The sequence below is a fragment of the Acetobacterium sp. genome (assembly GCF_036508315.1).
Classification (GTDB): domain Bacteria; phylum Bacillota; class Clostridia; order Eubacteriales; family Eubacteriaceae; genus Acetobacterium.
Window position 1 is genome coordinate 17,701 of sequence record NZ_DATCHP010000034.1, and the last position, 21,233, is coordinate 38,933.

At 35.7% G+C, this 21,233-nt stretch carries 20 protein-coding genes and 2 pseudogenes; 4 read left to right on the forward strand and 18 right to left on the reverse strand.

The features are described 5' to 3' along the window. Window positions 1–4: 4 nt before the first annotated feature. The 6 genes from pglX to VIK44_RS04830 all read right to left on the reverse strand — a co-directional run bounded on the left by pglX (window position 5) and on the right by VIK44_RS04830 (window position 9,319). Entirely contained in the window at window positions 5–3,643 is a 3,639-nt protein-coding gene (pglX, locus tag VIK44_RS04805) for a BREX-1 system adenine-specific DNA-methyltransferase PglX (protein WP_331552710.1), read from the reverse strand. Between the two features lie 12 nt (window positions 3,644–3,655). After that, entirely contained in the window at window positions 3,656–7,198 is a 3,543-nt protein-coding gene (brxC, locus tag VIK44_RS04810) for a BREX system P-loop protein BrxC (RefSeq protein WP_331552711.1), read from the reverse strand. Window positions 7,199–7,231: 33 nt separating this feature from the next. Continuing rightward, window positions 7,232–7,807: a DUF1788 domain-containing protein gene (locus VIK44_RS04815; protein WP_331552712.1), complete on the reverse strand. Its 576-nt coding sequence runs from the start codon at window positions 7,805–7,807 to the stop codon at window positions 7,232–7,234. Window position 7,808: 1 nt separating this feature from the next. Next, window positions 7,809–8,402: a DUF1819 family protein gene (locus VIK44_RS04820; RefSeq protein WP_331552713.1), complete on the reverse strand. Its 594-nt coding sequence runs from the start codon at window positions 8,400–8,402 to the stop codon at window positions 7,809–7,811. 64 nt (window positions 8,403–8,466) lie between these two features. Beyond that, complete coding sequence (locus VIK44_RS04825; RefSeq protein WP_331552714.1) at window positions 8,467–8,637, reverse strand: helix-turn-helix transcriptional regulator; 171 nt, start codon at window positions 8,635–8,637, stop codon at window positions 8,467–8,469. A 211-nt stretch (window positions 8,638–8,848) separates the two neighbouring features. After that, the gene (locus tag VIK44_RS04830; RefSeq protein WP_331552715.1) at window positions 8,849–9,319 is read right to left on the reverse strand and encodes a recombinase family protein; all 471 of its coding nucleotides are present in this window, start codon (window positions 9,317–9,319) and stop codon (window positions 8,849–8,851) included. 253 nt (window positions 9,320–9,572) lie between these two features. Between VIK44_RS04830 and VIK44_RS04835 the strand changes: the two genes are divergently transcribed. Further along, on the forward strand, window positions 9,573–10,427 hold the full coding sequence (locus VIK44_RS04835; RefSeq protein ID WP_331552716.1) for a helix-turn-helix transcriptional regulator: 855 nt from the start codon (window positions 9,573–9,575) through the stop codon (window positions 10,425–10,427). A gap of 33 nt (window positions 10,428–10,460) precedes the next feature. Beyond that, on the forward strand, window positions 10,461–10,649 hold the full coding sequence (locus VIK44_RS04840) for a hypothetical protein (RefSeq protein WP_331552717.1): 189 nt from the start codon (window positions 10,461–10,463) through the stop codon (window positions 10,647–10,649). A gap of 69 nt (window positions 10,650–10,718) precedes the next feature. Here VIK44_RS04840 and VIK44_RS04845 read toward each other — a convergent pair whose 3' ends face one another. The 3 genes from VIK44_RS04845 to VIK44_RS04855 all read right to left on the reverse strand — a co-directional run bounded on the left by VIK44_RS04845 (window position 10,719) and on the right by VIK44_RS04855 (window position 12,783). Then, on the reverse strand, window positions 10,719–10,862 hold the full coding sequence (locus tag VIK44_RS04845) for a hypothetical protein (protein ID WP_331552718.1): 144 nt from the start codon (window positions 10,860–10,862) through the stop codon (window positions 10,719–10,721). Window positions 10,863–10,878: 16 nt separating this feature from the next. Next, entirely contained in the window at window positions 10,879–11,136 is a 258-nt protein-coding gene (locus VIK44_RS04850; RefSeq protein ID WP_331552719.1) for a recombinase family protein, read from the reverse strand. A gap of 147 nt (window positions 11,137–11,283) precedes the next feature. Continuing rightward, window positions 11,284–12,783, reverse strand: coding sequence for a hypothetical protein (locus VIK44_RS04855; protein WP_331552720.1), 1,500 nt, complete (start codon window positions 12,781–12,783; stop codon window positions 11,284–11,286). Between the two features lie 133 nt (window positions 12,784–12,916). Here VIK44_RS04855 and VIK44_RS14215 point away from each other — a divergent pair. Continuing rightward, window positions 12,917–13,069 (forward strand): annotated as a pseudogene (locus VIK44_RS14215) (transposase); the annotation flags it as partial. Between the two features lie 281 nt (window positions 13,070–13,350). On the opposite strand, the gene VIK44_RS04860 reads toward VIK44_RS14215, so the two are convergent. The 7 genes from VIK44_RS04860 to VIK44_RS04890 all read right to left on the reverse strand — a co-directional run bounded on the left by VIK44_RS04860 (window position 13,351) and on the right by VIK44_RS04890 (window position 19,775). After that, window positions 13,351–13,752 carry a hypothetical protein gene (locus VIK44_RS04860; RefSeq protein ID WP_331552721.1) on the reverse strand — a complete coding sequence of 134 codons (402 nt, stop codon included), beginning with the start codon at window positions 13,750–13,752 and terminating at the stop codon, window positions 13,351–13,353. Between the two features lie 351 nt (window positions 13,753–14,103). Continuing rightward, window positions 14,104–15,300, reverse strand: a complete 1,197-nt coding sequence (locus tag VIK44_RS04865) for a YcjF family protein (RefSeq protein WP_331552722.1) — start codon at window positions 15,298–15,300, stop codon at window positions 14,104–14,106. A 1,350-nt stretch (window positions 15,301–16,650) separates the two neighbouring features. Further along, on the reverse strand, window positions 16,651–17,490 hold the full coding sequence (locus tag VIK44_RS04870; RefSeq protein ID WP_331552723.1) for a phage minor capsid protein: 840 nt from the start codon (window positions 17,488–17,490) through the stop codon (window positions 16,651–16,653). Window positions 17,491–17,532: 42 nt separating this feature from the next. Continuing rightward, window positions 17,533–18,183, reverse strand: a complete 651-nt coding sequence (locus VIK44_RS04875) for a hypothetical protein (RefSeq protein ID WP_331552724.1) — start codon at window positions 18,181–18,183, stop codon at window positions 17,533–17,535. A 141-nt stretch (window positions 18,184–18,324) separates the two neighbouring features. Next, window positions 18,325–18,627 (reverse strand): hypothetical protein, encoded by a 303-nt coding sequence (locus VIK44_RS04880; RefSeq protein WP_331552725.1) that lies wholly within the window; start codon window positions 18,625–18,627, stop codon window positions 18,325–18,327. A gap of 129 nt (window positions 18,628–18,756) precedes the next feature. Beyond that, complete coding sequence (locus VIK44_RS04885) at window positions 18,757–19,332, reverse strand: hypothetical protein (protein WP_331552726.1); 576 nt, start codon at window positions 19,330–19,332, stop codon at window positions 18,757–18,759. 2 nt (window positions 19,333–19,334) lie between these two features. Further along, window positions 19,335–19,775 carry a Panacea domain-containing protein gene (locus VIK44_RS04890; protein ID WP_331552727.1) on the reverse strand — a complete coding sequence of 147 codons (441 nt, stop codon included), beginning with the start codon at window positions 19,773–19,775 and terminating at the stop codon, window positions 19,335–19,337. 342 nt (window positions 19,776–20,117) lie between these two features. Here VIK44_RS04890 and VIK44_RS04895 point away from each other — a divergent pair, with 342 nt between their 5' ends. Further along, window positions 20,118–20,372 carry a hypothetical protein gene (locus VIK44_RS04895; RefSeq protein WP_331552728.1) on the forward strand — a complete coding sequence of 85 codons (255 nt, stop codon included), beginning with the start codon at window positions 20,118–20,120 and terminating at the stop codon, window positions 20,370–20,372. A 16-nt stretch (window positions 20,373–20,388) separates the two neighbouring features. On the opposite strand, the gene VIK44_RS04900 is transcribed toward VIK44_RS04895, so the two are convergent. Then, window positions 20,389–20,748: a hypothetical protein gene (locus VIK44_RS04900; RefSeq protein ID WP_331552729.1), complete on the reverse strand. Its 360-nt coding sequence runs from the start codon at window positions 20,746–20,748 to the stop codon at window positions 20,389–20,391. Window positions 20,749–21,008: 260 nt separating this feature from the next. Further along, window positions 21,009–21,233, reverse strand: a pseudogene (locus VIK44_RS04905) (hypothetical protein); the annotation flags it as partial.

Consider the following 21,233-nt stretch of genomic DNA (forward strand, 5'->3'; position numbering starts at 1 on the left):
TCTCCTAAATTTTCGCCAGCAGATTAACTTTAATCGATTTTTTTCCTTCGCTGGATACTTCAACATCCTGGAATTTGGCGTAATTCATCTTCACCCCGTCGTCCAGATCAATGGGGATGCGCTGAAGGGCGATGTGGGCGATGGCCTGGTCATAAGTTTGGGTTTCTGCCAATTGCTTGATAAGCTTTTCTTTTTTCTTAACCGCGCTGGCTTTGTCACTTGCCGGAGCATCACTGTTTAAGACCAAATTGCACCCGTTAATGACATCCTCCAGTTTTGCCTGGATTTTATGAAGGTAATCCGTTCGAACACGGCCTACGTTATCTTCATCGTAACGGTGCATATAGATGAAGGCTTTAAATCCGTTTTCCTTGCCGCTGTCAAAGAGCCAGTAGATTGGCCGTTTCCGATAGATTTTTACATGGTCTTTATAGAAGTCTTTCAGGCAGTAATTACGCAGTACTTCTCTGGAGGTGTTGCCTTTATTTCCCAGAACTTTGGCTATAAAGTCCAGATTCTCTTCCAAAGTTTCTTCCCCATAAACCACTTTCACAAATTTTACCAAATGGGCTACCATGTCATCATCAAAATATTCCTCGTCGGTAATGGGAATGATATTGTCCTTATCCGGTATAATAGTAGAATGGTTACTTGCATCCCACTCTCCACCGGCATATGCAAGACCTTCCATATCCAGGGAATAACGCCCAAGCATACATCCCACAGCATAGGAAATCAGAGAACGGATATCCCGGCCAAGATCAGCCTTGCGAATGGTCACGTCTTTATCTTCTACTTCTGGGGTGAGTTCGTCTTCCAGACCATAGATTTCGATAAAGATTCGGTTGATTTCTTCTTCATTGGACTTGAGTTGGGTGAATTGCATCTCTGTGAAATAGCTCCACTTTGCAAAAGCATCTTTCAGGCTTCCTTTACCTATGGATGCGCAAATATCAACCATAGGCTCATCTTCATCATGGTAATGGGTGCGAAACTCTTCAAGATATTCAGTTGTATTGAACGTAAGCAATGGATGCTTTTTGAAATCCCATGAGGTTTCGAAAAAATCCCAGTCGATTTTTGAAATACCTATATTTTTTTTTGTGATATTTCGAATATATTCTTTTCTTTCTACTCCAAATTTAACAGGTATTCTTGCTAAATTTCCTACCTGAAAATTTAATGTAGGATTTTGAATTTCTAGAAAATAGCTACCAAGTTTGGAGCACAGTAATCCAGTTAAAAACATTGTCATGTCATGTTCTGCAAATAAAGATGAACCAGCTACATCAAAAATAAATCCTGTAGGTGTATATCTTACTCCAAAATGACTTGAACTTATAAATGACCATGTTATTCCTTCATGAAAATATTCCGCTTTACCATCATGTCGATGACCTGAAAGTGATGACATTTTTTTCTGCCCGGCATTGTCATACCATAAAACATATTCAGCATTTCCATACCATTTTCTAAAAGAACCACCTTTGTTGTATGGGAAATACTTTGCAATTGAGCAATTAATATTCTTTCTGTCATTAATTGAAAAATCAATTTTTGTATATTGAATTTCAGCCCAATAGCGAACAAATAATTCATTTTTACCAGTTGTTAAACCATGTTTTACTCTTGCAACTTCATTTAATGATTGGGATTTCATAAAGAGATTGCATGTATTTTCACTCACCCAATAAGCAATTGGCATTCCAGGAATTTTTGAAAAGTTTTCTTGATTAATTTGAACAAAGTAATTTCCCGCAACAGGAAATTCTTTAGGTTGATTATTATCATCTATATCAACATATTTTACTTGATTGTATGTTCCTTTGAAATTATTAATACTTTTGGTTCTAAATATCGTAACAGCTGTGCCAAATGCGATTCCCATAACCATATTATCCATATGCATTAAATTGATGATTGTTTTATTCGTTAAAAGCTGTTTTCGTATTTTTTCGAAGCTTGATAAAAACATCCAGGATTGCATTGTGACTAAAGAATTTAATCCATTTTTTTTTGCCATTTGTCCGCATTTTTCGATAAATACTGCAAATAAATCACTCTTGCTATCAGGATAATTCTTTTTTACATAATCCCCGAGTTTTACACCCATACCACTGCTGCCCATATAAGGTGGGTTGGTAATAACAACATCATATTTTTGAGCCATTATCTCTGCCTGTTTTAAAAGCAGAGCAAATTGATTGATCACATCATCCCGATGAATCAGATCCATAATATTGTCATAAACCATTACTTCTATTTCCTTGATTCGGTTATTCAGTGAAGCAAAATCAAGGGGTTGTACATCCAAGATGCTCCCGTATTCTTTGGCATCAATAAATACGTCAAGAAGTGTTTTTACATCTTTTTGAAGGGACTTATCACCCTGAGCTAAAAAATCTGAAATCTCGGGTTTGATGGTATTGCTCTCCAAGATTCCACAGAGATTGATCTGTATTCCCATGGTTAAAATTCGACGATTATATTTTCTAGCCTTCATCAACACTGCAAAATAGGCAAGCTGAAAAGCCCGGTCATCAATGTCCAAACCATACAAATTCTTTTCAATGATCAACTTAGCAGCATCTTTTGCGGTATAACCACAGCTTCTATAAATCTGCATAAGGACTTCAAAGGCATAAACCAATATATGGCCGCTGCCCATCGCTGGGTCCATGACCTTTATATCTTCCAGGTTTAGGTTTTTAGAGTCTGCTCTTATTGCTTCAAGCTGTGCCAACACCTCCGGTTTCTGCTCGGCTTCATCCAGATAATATTTCCAGTTTTCTTTTAAATCAGGATTGTCATGACCTTCCAGCCATAGCCTACCCAGGGAGTTTTCCACCATATATCGTACAATCCAGTCGGGGGTGAAAAGTTGGGTAACTGAGGGAATCCGCTCTTTGGTTATTTTAACATTCTTTTTTAAAAGAGCGAAGGTTTCGTCTTTTGGCTCGGTATTATAGTACTGATACATCCAGCCAATGATTTCCACCGCATCTAAAAAGTCAGCTTCATCTATTTTCAGTAGATCCCGAATAACACTGTCTTCATTGGTATATGAAATATCCAGAAGAATTTCAGTATAGTCTCTATCATTCTTAGAGGTATTTTCAAAGAGCTCAGGAAGGATTTCTCCCAGGGCGTTACATTGCTTGATGAAGAGCATCTGAAAAAGGCTGTCCATTTCATTATTCAGTTTCAGATTGAAGATCGCTTCTTTTTCGGCTTCGGTGAGATCCAGTTCAATATTCGGTGCCTGGGTCACCAGATCCGGCTCTAACTGATCTTTTTTTTCTGAGGACAGCACCCGTACTCTTGATGGAAGGTAGTCGTTGACTTCCATAAAGCGCACCGCAATAATCCGGTTAAACCAGGTATAGGCGACTTCCTCCATAACGGAATCATAGCCTTTTTCCTTAATCTGTTTGATAACATTGTCCCGTTGAATCAGTTCTTTTCCGGCGAGGGTTGTTTCTGTACCGAAATGGGTTGGTAAGACGGCAAAGCCATTGCCTGTTGTAATGGCTTCTGTGATGCTGTCGACCGTAATCCCAATTTTTCCGGCCTTGTCTTTAACCGATGCTATGAGCTTTTTTCGTGCTTCGATGGCAAACTCTTTAATAGCTGTCTTATTCACTGGATGTCCTCCTTAAATGGTTAAATTGATGATGGTATCATTATTATTTCCAAGCTCTTTTAATAATTCTTTTTTAATGGTTTGGATGAATATATCAATATCTTGCACTTCTTCAATAGTTACTGTCTTGGGAATTGCCATTGATTTAATGTTTATGTTTTTACGTCCTTTTTTAATGCCTCCGCCACCATTTCCGCCACCATTTTCACTTAATGTCTTATATTCATAAATCTCTTTCAAAAAGCGTTTTCTCAAAGTATCGCTTTCGTACCGGATGTTCTTGACCGTGACGATTTCATTTGAGTGTTCCAGCTTATCAATCATTTCTCTGAAGATTGCCACATAACGACTTTCAAATTTATCCTTAACTTCCTTAGTTATAAGTTCATGCAGCACTTCCTTCTCATCACTTAAAACGAGTTCACGGATGGGTTTCACCTCGTTTTGAATGAGAATGATGTGTCGTTTTTCATACTTCGACAAAAAATCAGGCAGTTTGAAAATCTCATTGTAGGGAGTTGTTTTTCTTGCGATGGTTTTTATATCATCAATGGCATCTTTTAATTCCTGGTCGACAATATAATTTTTGCTTTTCTCATAGATATCCATATATTTAAATGCTTTTTTCAGTATTCCTTTTTGCTCGCTGCCAAAGAAACTAATCACGGGCTCAATATCGTCGGCGATATCCAGCAAATCATCATGATGCTCATAGATAAACTTGAAGAATGCCAGGGCGTTTGTGATATTGAAAATTTCATCAAACATCTCCTGGGCACTTAATAAGACTTGTTTTCCTGGAAACCTGGTTTCAATCCGGTATTCAACCAACAGGTTTTTAATCTCACCGCTTTTGTTTGCCAGCCTTGTTTTAAAAGTCTTGATGATGGTGTCTTCTTCATCGCTGACCGATGTCATTGAAAAGAGCTTTTTCATCACTTCTTTGACCGATTTGATTTGGGGAGTCGTTGGATGGTCCCGCTTTTCAATGAGGAGCTTTTCAGCATAGTCATTTTTGGACAGGATCTTCAGCAGTTCTTTGGGGTCGACATCCAGAGGCGATAAGGTTTCGCTGTTTAAAATCAGGCTCACCTTCCCCTGTTTAAAGAGCATGGCCACAAGCCACCGGACATCCCAGTCAATAAAGCCGTAAGGCGCTTCTGAAAAATGCTTCAACAGGGATTTCAGGGATATTTTAGTATGACGGGAAAGAAGCTCTATAGCGTTTAACATGTCACCCAATGCCAGACTGTTAGCCACCTGGGTGGCTGGGTTATTGGAATTGATTAAATTCGACAATTTGAAAATCGCCTCAATGTCCGAGGCTGACGGCTGGGTTTCCATGTAATAGAGTTTGTTGTATCGAGTGTTTACCAGCTTGCTCAGGGCATCATTGATTCGGGTTTCCGGATCTTTGGATGCAATGGTTGTCTGAGCGCCACACACATACAGATCGGCGTTTTTAATGGCTTCTTCGATGAAAATACGAATCCGTTGTTTCTTTTCAATAAGTTCATCTTGCTTAGCCCGTTTAATGCTGCCAAAGTTTTTGTCCAGTGCCACACCTTGTTTGGTCATGTACTTGCTGATTTTCAGGGTTTCCATGATTTCATCGAGGAAGGTGGCGTCACTGGGTAAATGGACTAGGACTTCCGGATTTTGCGCGGAAAGCATGCGCAGGGATTCGGTTGGATAATCCTGATCGTTATAAGGGGTAATGATATGGACCCCCATATCCGCGGATTGGCTGTTTTTGAAAAAACGGCCGTCGACGATTTGATTGTAGGGAAAATTGTAACGGTTATTATAACGGTACTTGTTTTCTTTGATAATCTCCTGGAAAATGATGGTGGCGGCTTCGTTGATGATTTCTCCCATCTCCACGGTTTCATTCTGGATAGCCCGGTTAATATCCTGTTCTTCGTTGGTCAGGAACATATAGACTTCCCCATTTTTCTGAATCAGTGTCTGGATGATTAAACGGCTTAGGGAAGCTTCCACTTTTTTTCGGAGGTTGATGCGGTCATCATTGATGTTTGAAACCATGAGAGTGGTCAAATTTTCGGTGTTGGCCTTAATTTCTTTCACGTGCTTGATCATAAAGAGGATTTTAAGCAATTCCACATCTATTGGCTGGAGTTTGGTGTTTTCTTCAGCTTGTTTGATGACAATGCGATGGGTATGATCGATGAATTGATCCAGGGCGTTGTAAAAGACATAAAATGGCACAATGGTCCCTTCTGAATCCGCCATAAAATACATGGCTGATTCTTTAAACAGTGCGATCATTGACCTTTCTCCTTCGGCAAGACTTTTGCCTGAAGAGCTGTGGGTTCTGACGGCGGTTAAAACCTGTCCCAGGAGATTGAACTGATAGGGGATAAAAGGATAAACCCTGGCAAACTCGTCACGATCCCGATATAGTTTCTTTTCGACTTCCCCTGAAAAGGTGATGAGATTTTTAATGATGGAGTCTTTGTTATCGTAATACAATTGGAGGGTCAGCGTTCCTGTTTCGGTTTTAGCCAAAATTCGTTTGCGGATAACCTCATCCACATTCGAACTGGACAGAGACAACCGGGTATCAAAACGGGCTTGAATCTTGGAGAAATCACCGCCTTTTACCGTGACAACCGAATCAATGTCCTGCTGACTGGTGACAATCACCCAGGCTTTTCCGCCACAGGCAGTTCCCAGATCTTCGGTAACGGTCTGTAGATTAAGCATGAGGTGGGCATCATCCGCAATGTATTGACCGATTTCATCCACAAGAAAGACAACATGATGGTTTTTCCCTTTGCTCTCACAATATTGTCCGATAAGATTAGCAAATTTTTCAATGGATAGGGTGTAGGAAACCGGAGCATTTTCGCACCATATTCTGGCAGCGTCTTCACTCATAATCCTCTGGGCTGACAAAACCTTTACCAGTTCATCCTGAATGAAGTAGAAATCTTCCCGGGCATCTTCCCACCGACCACCGGATACTTCTAAAAATTTGGCTTTAAAGCCTTCATAGGTGCCATTATCTGAAAGCCTGCGTTCCAGGTCGGCTAAAAAAGGAAGGGAACCGCAGAAGCCCTGCATTTCATTGAATACCTTCATGAATACGTCAATGATGGCATCTTTTGAGGATTTTGAATTCGATTCGCTTTTTGAGTCAATATTGAAAAGTATCACATCGGTTGAAATATTTTCAGCCAGGCGGATGTTTGCGATGATCATCGGATCGTTTAGCTTGCTGCCGTCGGTGAAAAATTCAATGGCTTTTTTCCCATTGACGTCTTTATTCTCAAGTAAGTAGGACAGGATTTTTAGAAAGTGGGATTTACCACTGCCGAAGAAGCCTGAAATCCATACTCCCATTTTATCGGTATGACCGTTGATGCCGTTTTTATAGCTTTCAAAAAAGTTTCGAAAGTGTTTCATTAATTCCTTGGTGACAACGTATTCATCCAGTTCCTGGAAAATATTGTCTTGATCATCCTGTCCGACTTTAATCACGCCTTTTATGTCTCGATCGATTGGTTTTACAAACATATCTGCAATGCGCATCTTTTTTCCCTCCTAAATATTATTTTATTTGAATTAAACGAGCTTGAATGCCCGATAATAATTATCGTCTTTAATGGTACCGAATAGCTCTAAATCCTGACCTGAATAGATTCCCGGAAAAAACATGACCACTGGAACACTGTCGAGGACCTGATGAAGATTGTTCAGGACATTGTGGGAACGCACCAGGGGATAGCATTTTCCAACGCCAGTAATGAAAACCACAGAATTGGGCAGGGTATTTTCCACAATATGATTCACCAATAGGTTTGATTTGCTGGTCAGTCTCAGCATTTTAATAATCGCTTCGTAGGTAAAATCAAGACCCTTTGTTTTTTCAAAATCAAAGCATTTTTCCAGATAACCCTTGTCCTTTAAAATGTCGATGACCATATTGTAGAGATCAAACTCGATAATCTTCAGGCCGCTGGATGATTTATTGATTTTATCTTTAAGATAGGCAATGTGTCCTCTGACAATCAGTTCATTTCTGGGTGCATAGTCGAAGATATAATAACCGACTTCATTGCCCAGCCCTTTGTTTTTTAGAAAATCGTCATTGGTGATCTTTTCTTCGATTTTATCCAATCGTGATTCAATGTTTGTCATTTTACGCCTCTCCGGTTACTGCATTAAGATATGGTGTGAACCCGTTGTCTTCCAGTTGTTTTCTCAGGTTGTAATCAACTAGTGGGATGATTATTTTTCGTTCATCAGTTTCAGTCTTTAACAGACCTGCTTCACGAAGTATTCCAATATAGCATCTTTCTAATTTATTAATTGTTGTATCTATCCAGTTTGCCACTGTTTCACTCTGGACCTTTTTTTCATCAAAGAAAGTATTGATGGCTCGATCAGTGATTATGCATTCGCCTAAAAGAATGGCAGGTCTGTATACTTCATGCATAAACTCAAAGAAAAGAAGATCTGTTTTCATAATGCTGAACAGAATAAGAAGCTTAGCCGTTCCAATATCACTGTTTGCAATTTTTTCGACCAAGACAATTGGTAAACTCTGAAGACGTTTAACGATTGCGTTAGCAATCTTGCGTGCCCGAATATCATTTTTTACCTGGTAGATGTTTTCTATCTGGGCAAGAGCCCGGATCTCATTTAAATCTTTTCCTGCTGTTAAAAGTTCGGCTGTCTTTCGTGTTTCGCTTAGCCAAAACAAGCTCGAAACCATTCCGGCACTATATTCCATGGTCTACCTCCATCATTATTTCTTTTTCTCTGTTCCAAAAATGATACAGGTCCTCGCTCATAACTTATTTAAAGGTCTCACTATCATTAGTAGGTATGACATCCATGCTCACCTGCTGGTCTTTGCCCATTTTAGCAAGGGTTGCACTGCTTAGGTCAGCCATTGTAATTAAATCCGTTCTTTTCATTTTTTTATCAATTAATAATTTCCAAAGTTTGTTATAGCTTACAGGCATAAAGACACCTCATTTCTGATTTGATTAAATTTATTGTATCACTTTTTGTGCTTAGAATAAAATAATATATTTGATAAAATAAACATATTATTTTATCGTTAATCTAATCTGGTTTCAATAATCATGGATTGAATGAAACGATGATGCAAAATTCAGAGTTGTTGTATAAAGATATCGTTAGTTTATTAAGTGTGCAATAGCAGGTATTGCATTAAAGCAAACAACCGGATTTCTTTTTAGCTCGTATTAAAGTTGATTTACTAATTCCAGTTAATTTCTCAACTTCTTTGTAACTATTGTTTTTAAGCAATTCTACGGCGTGATCCACTTGCTTGCTATTGTATTTTTTAGGTCGTCCTTCTGTAAATCCTTCTTTTTGTTTTGCAATTTCTTTTCCTTCTTGAGTTCTTTCAACAATCATATCGCGTTCAAATTCAGCAAACGAAAAAAATATATTTCTGATAAGTTTTGAGGAGGGTGTATTATCCATAATTCCTATGTTTAAAATATTTACCCTGATATTCTTATTTAGTAAATCATTAACCGCACCTTCGAATGAGGATGGCTCCGACAGTTCGATAACCGTAGCGCTCATTCCATCTTTTATTTTTTCGGTTAATGCCTTCGGCTTTCTGCCTGCACCGACCCTTGAACCGCCTGGTGCGGTACCATCCTTTGCCATTCCTATCACCTCATAAAATATTTTTATTTTTTTTATGTGAAGCAGCACTTCAAATCATCTATTGTGAAGAGTAAAACTCTGTCAAATCTTCATTTCAACCGATAGTTGCCTGCAGCAATCAGTTATGTTTAACTGTTTAACCGTATTAAACCCCATTTTATTGTAGTATACTTCAATTACTTCAAATTACTAATAATTTGACACATACTTCAAATTATGATATGATTCAATCAGAAAACAGGAGGTTAGCTTAATGGAATACAAACAACAGCAGATTATCATGAACAATATCGACAAGCTTTTAGAGAAGCGGGGCATAAAGCGTAGTGCCATTGAGGATGCAGTCTCTATCAGCCACGGCTACCTGTCTCGTTTAAAAAAACCTGAAGGCAGTACCTATAATCTGAGTTATGATCTACTGAATAAAATCGCAGACTACTTGAAAGTATCAATGGACTACCTGACACTTAACACATTAGACCGCACCACAGATGAGAATAGCCTTATTGACTTCTTAAAGTCTCTCTACTCCATGTCTGTTGAAGACAGCCTGTATTGGCATATTTTTACGCTGAAGCAAATTGACAGCATTTATGATCCATGGGATTGGAGTAAACTCGGTCCTATTGCTACCACAATAGATTATGCCACCCCAGATGAGTTTGAATTTTTCCCCGATCACATTGTTAAAAAGGCGGAAAAACAACTATCTCAGGAGATTGAGTATTCTGGTCCTTCTTGTCCTTGGAGGATACCCTGGATTGGATGGCTGTCACTGAGACTTGGTCGAAAAATTGGAGATGCGGTCTTTACCAAAGCAACCATCACCGACGATTTCTTCTATGCCCCCTTAAAAAAAATCAACAGCACCTTGTATCTGTATCGAGTAGAATACACTGATGCAGATGGTAAGAACAAACTCTCCGACATCGTTGAAGCGTACCTGGTCACAGGTGATAAAGAACTTTTCCTCTGCAACTCTATCGAATGGGGTAAATTCATCTCTTCTAAACTGAAAGACCTATATCAGATTGCCAAAGACAAATCTTCCTGCAACAGACTTGATGAAGATGCCAGAAAACTGCTCAATCAATTTAATACCAATTAAAACCAACACTTATCAAAGAAAGGAGGCCATAGCATGAACAACGAAATTCGTCCCAAGAACAACAACAGCAACCTTATCCGAATTGCAAATGTAGTTGCAACAAATATTAAAGCTCTACATTTTGATCCCGAGCATACCAGTATAAACCTGAAAATCAGCAACGGAATGAATTTATCCTTTAACTGGAAAACCGGGAAATTAGATTTCTTCAGTGTTGCTTGATATATCTCCTTTCAGCGAACCCTTGCCTATATAGTTGAGGGTTTTTCCATATTTAGGTTAATACCCCGTTTAATTTCCGGTTTTTGTGTGCGTGGCCCTAGGCCCGCTGTTCCGTTGGTTGGTTGTGGAGATTTGCACCCCCCCCCACCGACCACCTTCTTTAGCTATGATAGTTGAATGACAACTGGTACATAAAGACATCAGATTATCCATATCATGATTGCCTCCCTTAGACAAAGTTAATTAATGTGCTCCCTTGTGATAGACTTCTTGCTACCCTATCAAGCTTTGTCACGATTAATGTGTCCTCGCTTTTTAATTTGCCCAGTAGTAAATCTAATTGTGGGCTGTTAAATTTAGTACCGGTGAAACTATCTGTAAATATTTCCTGAGCACCGTTTTCTTTTAATTGTTTTTCTTGTACTTCTAAACTATTTCCATCCGTCATTTGACCACGTGTACTAACGCGTGCATAACCAAAAAACATGCGAATTCCCCCTTACATTCTGATACTAAGTATTGACACCGCTCAACACCACTATTTTACGTCATTGATTTATTGGTATCATAACTTAAAAGTTTCGACACTAAAAGATGCAAGGTTATATTCCACCTTGCATCCACAATTCATTAATTATTTACCAATAATTCCTTCTTCATTCAATAATTTAGTCACATCCATAAATTTAGCTAAAAGATTCTTTTTAAAAGATAAATAATCCTTGTTTATTATTGTTGGATGTTCTTTGATTGCTGAGACCAATGGGTAATCACCTGCTAACCCACTATCTCTTTGATTGGCAAATTCGGAAATTATTGATCTCCCTGTAAAAGAAACCTTTTCAATATCATATAAATTTGTTATTTTTATGTGATTTTGCATCCATACATACTCATCACTGTTTTGTTCTATTTCTAATGTTTTTGCAGCATTTTCATATACAATATTTCTCCTAATATAACTATCCTCAAGAACTACAATTGCACCCCATAGCTTCTCATCTGGCACAATAGGCTTACCCTTAAACGGATTATAATGGTTCATAAAATATGTTCTTAAATGTTTATATACCTGTATTACATTTTCTGTAAGTTTTTTTATCTCTTTTTGGTGGCTGTCTTCATTATATAGTCTTAAACCAATATTAGGAACTGATGATTTACTATCCATTAGTAAATATTCATCACCTTCTCTAAGCATAATATCTAGCGTTTTTGATTGATTATGATGTTCGGCTATATAGTCCTGTTCTTTATATTTTTCATCATAAATATTTGCTTCACAAAGTATTTTATATAAGTAATCTTCTAAAACTTCTTTCCCTATTTTTTCACGTAAACTATTATTTCCTTCCGTGATTCTATATAACAATGAAGATGTAACGGCCCTACCAATAATATGTGGTAATGGTAAATATGTGCGATTATTAGAAAGTATAAACGGATATTTATACGATGGTCTTAAACAGGTAACATAATCTGTCTGATTAACTGTTATTGAATCCAATTGTTCAAGATATTCTTCCTTTGTAATTGTCAATTCCTTATATGGTTTAGGAAAGATTTTAATCACTATATAGTTCATTATAGTTTCTGTAATGAACTTCTGTGAGCCATATAAGAACGTTAAAAAGGAGCCAAAATACATAAATTCATTATATTCTATTCCGAATTTCTTAATAAATTCATCTTTCATATTCAATATACTATTACTAAAGTTAAAGATATATGAATATCTGTACAGTTTAGAATAAAATAACTCTTGTGATTCAAACTGAATCAAACTCATTGCAACAATAAAATAATCTGCAAATTTAATAGTTCCTTCAATTTTTATCATCTCAGGCTGAGTAAAATCTCGGATACCTCTAATCATATTAATAAATTTATTTTCATTTTTACCGTTAAAGTCTCCATGTTGATATTCTGGTGATGCTTTAATACAAAATAATAAAAATGTCTCAAGTTCCCATGGATAAGGTTGCTTTTCCATTTTATCCGCAGATATTATTCCATGCATATCCATCAGTTTTCTTGAAAACTGATTACAAATTCTCATTTTTTCATCAAAACTATATCTTTTAAGCATGCGAGGTATCTTAATGTAATCAGTTACATTTGGATATTTTACCATAATTTTCTCCTTTATTTAATGTTTTTGCAATGTTGGTTTATAATGTTCACAAATAGTTGGACACAAATTCCAGAAAATAAGATAAACTATACACATGAGTAGAAAACGACGAACATGATTCCCAGAGGAAAAAGCAGCCATCGTGCTGGAAATTCTCAGAGAAGAATATACGTTCGCAGAGATCTCTAAAAAATATGATGTATCTCAGCAGTTGTTAATCCGCTGGAAAGCAGAGTTTATCGCCAATATGGGTGTTTTTACCTTACCCGCAAAAAAGGTATATTAGCATATTTAAGGTTATGAGTTAGGAGCAACGTAGAAATTATGTTACATAACAATATCAATTATTAGTATTAAGTAACATTCAATTTATGCTTTTCATATAAAATATTCAAAATCGTTGCTAAATAAGGAAAGTGAAAGTTACACAAATGCATTGTGTAACTTTCAAAACGTCAAAAATCCATATTAATAAAATATTTTGCCCCTAATATACCTTTTTGGCGGGATAGGCAAAACTACCCAATATGCATTACTTGTTCTGTTGTTAACTCTCTGTAGTTCATCTTATAAACCTCGTTGTTTTCTGTATTTAGCTCTAGGATCGTTTACCTTCATATACTTAACTAAGTACTTTAACAATGACTTATCCTGAGTTTTAACTTCAACTACTACGCCACTCTTAATGATAATATCTAAATCAACATCTACAGCATAATCGTTTTGTAATTCAGATATTAAAGCTCCATATAAACCAAATAACATAGTAGAAACAATACTGCTAGAAGCTTGCTTTATTTCACTACCATTCTTATTTTTAGAATTATCTGCTATTATACGTACATAATCAATATCAGCTGTTTCATGTTTAAAGAAATGCGTATCAAATATTATAGGGCCACCGAACCCAAAATTTAGATTTTTCCAACCACATTCTTTTGGATTTAAAATCTTAGTAGAACGAAGCATCTTGTTTACCGCCTTAAGGTACAATAATTTAAAATCAACAGTAGCGAGAGCCCTCAAAGGTATAATTCCAGCGTACTGCCACAACTAAGATTACAACTTTGTGAGCCATCATCATAAAGCAATGTAATATTTATTGGTGTCACGGTCTAACATGGCCTAATACCAGCATAGCTGCTATTAGGCCATGTTTTTGCCCATCCCCCCGAAAAGGGAAATAAGCAAAAACGCCCTTTTTAAAAATAATTTTCTTATATTTTGGAAATCCAGCAAAAAAAACGCGGCTTTCTCACTGGTCCCGAAACGTCCCCGTATCATACGGTCGGCAGGGATTTTTGTTGTTATTTAGCGCCTTTATCGTTCAACTGTTTTTTTATTGTCCGTTACACTAAATACAATTGCTAACAAATCTGTAATAACCTTTCCAATATCTTTAGGATTATCCATCTTTGTAATCTTTTTTGCAATTAGCGTTACTTGTTCAATGAATTGTGATGATAATCTTAATTCCATCACTTTCTTTACCCAGTCAATATCCGCCACGCTCTTTTCGCCAATATATACTTTTTCAAACGCATATATTGATCCTTCTCCGATGGCAGCAACAATACCTCCTGCAATAATGGCATTTATCACACACGCAGCTAAGTTTATTCCCGGAATAGCCTTCAATGCACTTATCGCAGTCTTTGCAGCAATGCTCACGGTACCAACTTCTATTATTGAATTAAGGAACTGTTTAGAATCTTCACCTTTATTTATTTCATATAGCTGTGCAAGTTTATTAATTTCTAATATTTCAATCGGCGCCAGAATTAACGCATCAGCAAAAGGAACCGGTACTGCTCCTACAGTAACTCCTAACACCGTGCATGTACCGACAATGCTATGTGCGAAGGCTCTTTTCCTGTTAAGTTTAAATGTGAATACATCCTTTTTACCAGCTTTAATTCCTTCTGGCATTAATTCGTTTGTCGAATCGATTAATTCAGTAATTCCTTGAGGAGCCGCAAAAGCTGTATCGTTGAGGACATATGTAGATGCAACAACAGGTATTATTTTAGCCAAATTCTTTGAATATCTTTTTTGTTCAGCAAAAGCATTGTTTACCATTTTGATATTCTTTTCTCTTTCAGGATCGGAGTAGGATTTGGTAATTACGACAATGACAGGAACTGACTTCCACATTGATGTTGCTCTTGAAAGGTCTTTAATTGTCTCAGGGAATAACTTACTTGTTGTTCCTTCGACACAGAACCAAATCACATTAATTTTATTATCCTCGTGGCCTTCTTTAGCACTGTTTTTTGACCATTTCTTCACCGCATTAATGGCTTTGTGTTCCTTAATAAATGATGGTACGAAACCAATAGTATCAATGATTCTGAAGGGGATTATTTTACTTTCATATATCTTCAGATCAACTGTTGTTCCTTTCGTACCCCATCCTGTCTCTGCTTTTTTTTCACCGAAAACAGCATTAATCAAAGTTGATTTCCCTACTCCTGAATTACCAATAACTAATACATTTCCTCTTTCCATGTTTTCCATGGTTTCCACCTTTCTTTCACTTTCCATTTATTAGAGAATTCTCGCATTTCTCTCTAATACAGAGCTTATAAATTCTGCGAATTACATGAATTATAAATCCTTTATCATCGTTTTATCGTGAGTAACATAAGCACCCATCATTTCACTCATTTTTCTCCTCTGAATTCTATATCCTTTTATATCATTGTTACCCTGAAAAAGTTTTTTTAATCGCCTGAATGCTTCCATTACTTATGTTTGCATGATTCAAAAACATTGTTCCAAGAAGAAGCCTGACATTTTTCAACGATATCTTTGGGTTCATTGATTTTTTCCATAACAAAACAGGGGTGCCGCAATGTTACTGCCATCACTGCACCCCCGTATTTCTCAAATTATTGTTTTAGTATCAATTTTCCTGTTCCCGGCCTTATTCATAGTCATCATTTAGATAGTCTCTTTCTATATTAATATTCATAAAAAATCCAATTTAAGCTTCCATTTCCCATGCATCGTTTGCTTCTTTGTTTTTAATATTTTCCGACTCTTTTCTTTCTTCTTCGATATCAACATCATTTTCTTCGGGATCCTTTGTTTTTTCCATGTTGAGAAGATTATTTAACTCCTTTAAGCGCAAGAGGCGGACGTTTAAGTTCGTCATCTTGTGCAAATGGCTTATTTAGCTCGATTTTGGCGTTTTCGAGACGTTCATAAGTTAAAAGTTATGACACTTATCTAAATCATACAACAAGAATGTTAGCGTTTTTTTAAATTAGTGGTTACTTCAATATCCATTTTCATTAGTTCAGCCACGCACTCTTCTTGATGTAAGAAAAAATACAAAAAAATACATTGCTCAGTTCTACATATAGTACTATACTGGTCCAGTGTTATACACGTGGTTGTTTGATTGGACTTAAAATATTTCAATGAATATAAATAGTCTTTAATTTATTGAAACTATTTCCGAAGGGAGGTAGAGCTCTGGATATAAATATTATTGCAATTGTATTATGTATTTTCACAAGAGAAATTTGTGAGACAATACGTGCAATTATGAGTACTTTTCCAAAAAAATAAAACAACCGCTACTATGAATAGCGATTGTTTTAAACAACTTTTAAAATCGTTCTTTTGTTGATCAACATTATGTGTATGACACAAACTAAGACATAATAGATCAATAATAATTCAAAAAATGTTTTATTGCAACTAAAAAAAAGATTAAAATTTAAAAAAATTGTCCATCGGAAATTCGTTATATCATCAATTTATTGTTTTGTTATCAATTCTACATACAGCTTCATGAGAACCGCCACACAGTCTTCTTCTTTTTTAAAAACAGTGCAATAGGCTTTGCCGATGTCATTATCAAGCTATCCCATTTTTTATTATAGATTCCATTTTTCTTTGTTTGCTTTCCAATTTCTTTAATCTTCCACTAAAACCATTTTTTGTACCATCATTTTCAATATTTAAACTTATTGCGGTTTTACAAATATTTATTGCATTTTTAAAGTTTCCTTGTTTTTCATAAATGATAGCCAGCCTTGAAAGGGAAAGTAATTTAATATTAAAATCTGGTTGTTCATATTCCTTTTTGTATTTTTCTTTCAATCTTATGATTTCAGGGGTAATATTAAAGGGTCTGTTACTTTGCTCTTTCGTTTTATCTGAATTATCGTCATATTTTAGAATATAAGGTGTTACTGAATGGGAACAACCATTATGAATATTGGTAAATCCACCACTGAATGGAATATCTAAAGGCGGGTAATCTTTATTCTTTCCACTTATTGAATAAACCCTACCCTCATATTCTGCACATAATGCGCAACAACCGAAAGTAGTTGTCATTTGCACTAAATCCTCACCAATTTCCAACATCTCATTGATTGTATTCTTGTTTGTGGCTTCTCTTCTTGCACTTTGTCTAAGTTGTCTTTTATCATCATTTCCAAAACTTCTATATAATTCAATATCCTTTAAACAAAAATCGATGCATTTTTCAATCCATTCATCACCCTCTTTTCTTTTTTTATAATAAAGTTCTATAAACTCATTGTATAACAAGTGTAATTCTACTTTATTGTTATTTTTTTTCAAAGATTCATAAAGCATTTTTTCGGCTGGATCACCATTTATCAAGGCTGTTGGCTCTTCGTATATCTTCTTTTCAGGTTTTTTCCTGAACATATCAAAAAAACTCATCTTTTGTATTCCTTTCTTTTCCTTATTTATCAACTTTTTCGGTTATCGTTTTTTACCAATCCAGACAATCTCTGAAATATTATCTTTTTTTAATATCTCTGAAATATTGTCTTTTACATGCCACCCAGTGACAAGAATATGTCTTCCAGCACAAGAGATAGACTCATCCTTCATAACCATTTCTTCTAATAAATCGAAAGCTTCTGCTTCAGTTACGTTTATGTATTTAGCTATTTGCTTTGTATGAGCTGCCATTGAGATATTAATAAATTTAATTACTCTCTCTTTAAGAGTATATTCATAGCCATACTTTGCGGCATCAATTAAAACGCCTAATTCAATACTAGGTTTTCCATCTTCGTTTATTAAGCTAGACAGGATTTTAATTTTATCTAAATACTCTGATTTAAATTTTGTGAATTCGCTGTATAATTCAGAATTTGATTTTCCTATTTCTCTCTTATTTTGATCTAGAATTGATTGTATATACACAACTGCAATTGGAATAAGAATACCAACAACAGCACTTGCCCACTGTCCAATAGCACCAATTGCATTCCAACTCGTCTCTAATTTCGGATTATATGTAATCCTAAAACCATAAACATACAAAAAAACAAAAATGGCAACACAGATAATAAGACTAAATATTTTGGCTTTAAAGCCAAAATTAACAAACTTTTTTTTTTTCATATGTAATAGTTCTCCCTTCTCCAAATTAACTTAAGTTAAACAATCTTCTTTTTTCCAGACGATACCATATGCTTTACCAACTGCAATATGTGGTTGTTTACACATATCATCCAAAAGTTCAATAGAGATGCAATCTATCAATTAAGATAGGAAGTCATTCAGTTGATTAATTAGCAAATCAATTTCCAGAGGTTCTTTCTTCCCGGTTAAATTTAACCGTCCGCTAAGATTGACATGTGGCCCTGCAATAGGCGACACTCTTTTAATTCGTTCAATTATTTCAAACTTCTTCGTTATATCTATTTGTTCTAGCAGCTTGCTAAGAAGAAATGTGTTATAAAAAATGATAGGGTATTCTATGAATATCTCATTTATGATGAAGGCTTTGCCATTGGTCTTGATGATGATTGGGATCTCTTCAACTGCTTTTGATTCTTCACTCATAGAACTACTTCCTTCAAACATCATATTTTGACTTGGAAATTTCAATTAATTATATACCCTTTAGTTGAAATAAGAATGCATATTTTTCAAAAAAATAAAAAACCGGCGAATAAACCGGTTAGATCAACATTAATATTCTTTTTTAAACATATCCTCAAAAGCATCATTATCCGCTTTTAATCTTATATTTTCTTTTTGCAATTCTTCCAACTCTTGATCTCTTACTTTGCAACACGTACTAGGTGGTTTGATAATTTTTTTCCGTTTATGATGGGGAGCCGGGTACATATTATGCTGTGGATCAAACCAAATTACATAAAAGATATTTTCATAGAATACCCCATGAACTCCACCTTTTGATACTCCAAAGCGAATTTGCATAAAATCGCTTGACTCAATTCCATCTGGTGGCTGGAAATCAGCCTTTTTAGGATCATGCGGATGAATTCTCAAGGCGCCATTCAATCTGCCCGAAGAAACGTCAGCTCTCCCCATTTTTGAAACTTCATTAAATACTTTCATCATATCTGATGCCCATCTAATGCAAGAACCATCAAGATTAAAATACTTATTATATTTACCTCCTGTGTCAACAGCTTCAAAAGAAAACACGATATGATTTTTTTTAAGCGTTAGTATATCAATGCTTTCTTTTGGAATTTCTCCAGATGGTCTGTCTTGTATTTGTATTTTAAATTCGCACATATTTATTTATTGATTTTCTTTCGATAAAAATCTTTCATATCTTCTTCAGAAATAGTATTCTGGCAAGACATCCAGGGTTCCAAACATCCTCTAGCTTTAATCCATGGGGTTTCACCATGAGTTACTATTTCCAGCTCTCCGCCAGTGAGATGTCCATATGCTTGAAATATATTATGCGCAAAATCCATAACTTCTTCCGGCATATCTCCTAAATCTTTTAATTCAACCATTGGAATTTTACTAAAACCATTTTCTCTATATTCTAAGTACAAATCATAATTAACAGGTCCATGAACCCAGGCCTGAAACTCATCATCAAATAAATTTTCATTTTTCAAAGCTAAATACCAAGCTTTTGCATAATAACATAATTTTTGGAGTTTTTTATTTGTCATAGACTCGATTGATAAAAAAGCATTAGCCATATCAAATATACTTGTCATAATAGTCCTCCTAAAGACACGTCATCAAATGAATCAACATCGTAAATAACGTCAAAATATACTACAAATATCAATTGTAATCATTTGCAATACTAAAACAAAATAGAATACGTCAATTTCGTCAACGCATCTATATATACAACTATATTATACCCACTTTGTTAGGAAGTAAAGAAATTTTCTTGACAAATATGTATAAAAAAAAAAGCAAACCAATATGCCTGCATTTAAAACTACTATTGAATAATACGTTTCCGATATTCCCCTTTAATCGATTCGTTGTCCACGGTTGAATAAAAATAGGAATGGCGACCTACCGCTTGTTATTTTAGAGGAGAACTTGTGAAAATTAATAAGGGCACAATCGAACATTATTTGGAAGACACCCACATTGAAATAGAAAACGCCAATGAAACGGAAAAACTGAAAATGGTTCGTGATATGGCTCTTGGAGTCATTCATTTTTGCTATCGATCTAAAGTGGCAAAGGAAATTGACCGTGATAAATATCTTGATACTCTTGAAAAAGCATATAGCCAAAAGTGGCTTGAGTTGGAAAAAAGAATTTACAGTTCAAATGAAAAAGGACCGGCATAACAGCGGTCCTTTTGTTTTACTCCCTATTAAAGGTTGCTTTGAAAAAGATAATCGAATTTTGTTTGTTCATTAATGTATTTACTGGTATTGTTGTAAAATTTGGGCTTAAACCATGTTTTTTAAGACTGTCCATATCCATGTAAAGAGTAGTGATCCCGTCTGAATTAATCTCGTTAATACAAAAATCAAACTCCATACTGTCTCCGCCACCAATGTATTCTTCCCAAAATAAATGACCTGTCGTCGAACTTGTCTTTTTTATTCTGTAAATATATTTCCCATCCTTAAATTCATAAACCCAAGATCCATTCATTTTATTCAGTAGCTGTTCCACATCGGAAGGCTGAACAACTCCTTTTAGTACACTATTCTTCATATTACTCCTTCTTTCAAAGTTTAATATTAATTTAATGCTATTATAACTTCATTTTGGTTTCATTTCAAGTTATTATAAATAGTTGCACTGTTTATGCAACAAAAAATAAAAAAAGACCACCCGAAGGTGGCCGGTGCTGGTGTTAGCAGCCATAATGGTTGAGTATAGCCTCCAGGAGACCCTGGGCTTCCTGTTCCCAGCCTTTCACAGTCATCATTTAGGTAGTCTCTTTCTGCATTAATATTCATAGAGAGTCCAATTTAAGCTTCCATTTCCCATACATCGTTTGCTTCTTTGTTTTTAATATTTTCCGGCTCTTTGCTTTCTTCTTCAATATCAACATCATTTTCTTCGGGATCCTTTGTTTTTTCCATGCTGAGAAGATTATTTAACTCCTTTAAGCGCAAGAGGCGGACGTTTAGTTCGTCGTCTTGTGCAAATGGCTTATTTAGCTCGATTTTGGCGTTTTCGAGGCGTTCGTAAGT

Bases quoted from the DNA above. Each gene is read 5' to 3' on its own strand.
- VIK44_RS04885 (WP_331552726.1), bottom strand. From the start codon at position 19,332: ATGTGCGAATTTAAAATACAAATACAAGACAGACCATCTGGAGAAATT.
- VIK44_RS04870 (WP_331552723.1), bottom strand. From the start codon at position 17,490: ATGAGTTTTTTTGATATGTTCAGGAAAAAACCTGAAAAGAAGATATAC.
- VIK44_RS04840 (WP_331552717.1), top strand. From the start codon at position 10,461: ATGAACAACGAAATTCGTCCCAAGAACAACAACAGCAACCTTATCCGA.
- VIK44_RS04855 (WP_331552720.1), bottom strand. From the start codon at position 12,783: ATGGTAAAATATCCAAATGTAACTGATTACATTAAGATACCTCGCATG.
- VIK44_RS04875 (WP_331552724.1), bottom strand. From the start codon at position 18,183: ATGAAAAAAAAAAAGTTTGTTAATTTTGGCTTTAAAGCCAAAATATTT.
- VIK44_RS04860 (WP_331552721.1), bottom strand. From the start codon at position 13,752: ATGCTTCGTTCTACTAAGATTTTAAATCCAAAAGAATGTGGTTGGAAA.
- brxC (WP_331552711.1), bottom strand. From the start codon at position 7,198: ATGCGCATTGCAGATATGTTTGTAAAACCAATCGATCGAGACATAAAA.
- VIK44_RS04850 (WP_331552719.1), bottom strand. From the start codon at position 11,136: ATGTTTTTTGGTTATGCACGCGTTAGTACACGTGGTCAAATGACGGAT.
- VIK44_RS04845 (WP_331552718.1), bottom strand. From the start codon at position 10,862: ATGGATAATCTGATGTCTTTATGTACCAGTTGTCATTCAACTATCATA.
- VIK44_RS04825 (WP_331552714.1), bottom strand. From the start codon at position 8,637: ATGCCTGTAAGCTATAACAAACTTTGGAAATTATTAATTGATAAAAAA.
- VIK44_RS04830 (WP_331552715.1), bottom strand. From the start codon at position 9,319: ATGGCAAAGGATGGTACCGCACCAGGCGGTTCAAGGGTCGGTGCAGGC.
- VIK44_RS04880 (WP_331552725.1), bottom strand. From the start codon at position 18,627: ATGAGTGAAGAATCAAAAGCAGTTGAAGAGATCCCAATCATCATCAAG.
- VIK44_RS04890 (WP_331552727.1), bottom strand. From the start codon at position 19,775: ATGACAAGTATATTTGATATGGCTAATGCTTTTTTATCAATCGAGTCT.
- VIK44_RS04865 (WP_331552722.1), bottom strand. From the start codon at position 15,300: ATGGAAAACATGGAAAGAGGAAATGTATTAGTTATTGGTAATTCAGGA.
- VIK44_RS04820 (WP_331552713.1), bottom strand. From the start codon at position 8,402: ATGGAATATAGTGCCGGAATGGTTTCGAGCTTGTTTTGGCTAAGCGAA.
- VIK44_RS04900 (WP_331552729.1), bottom strand. From the start codon at position 20,748: ATGAAGAATAGTGTACTAAAAGGAGTTGTTCAGCCTTCCGATGTGGAA.
- VIK44_RS04835 (WP_331552716.1), top strand. From the start codon at position 9,573: ATGGAATACAAACAACAGCAGATTATCATGAACAATATCGACAAGCTT.
- VIK44_RS04815 (WP_331552712.1), bottom strand. From the start codon at position 7,807: ATGACAAACATTGAATCACGATTGGATAAAATCGAAGAAAAGATCACC.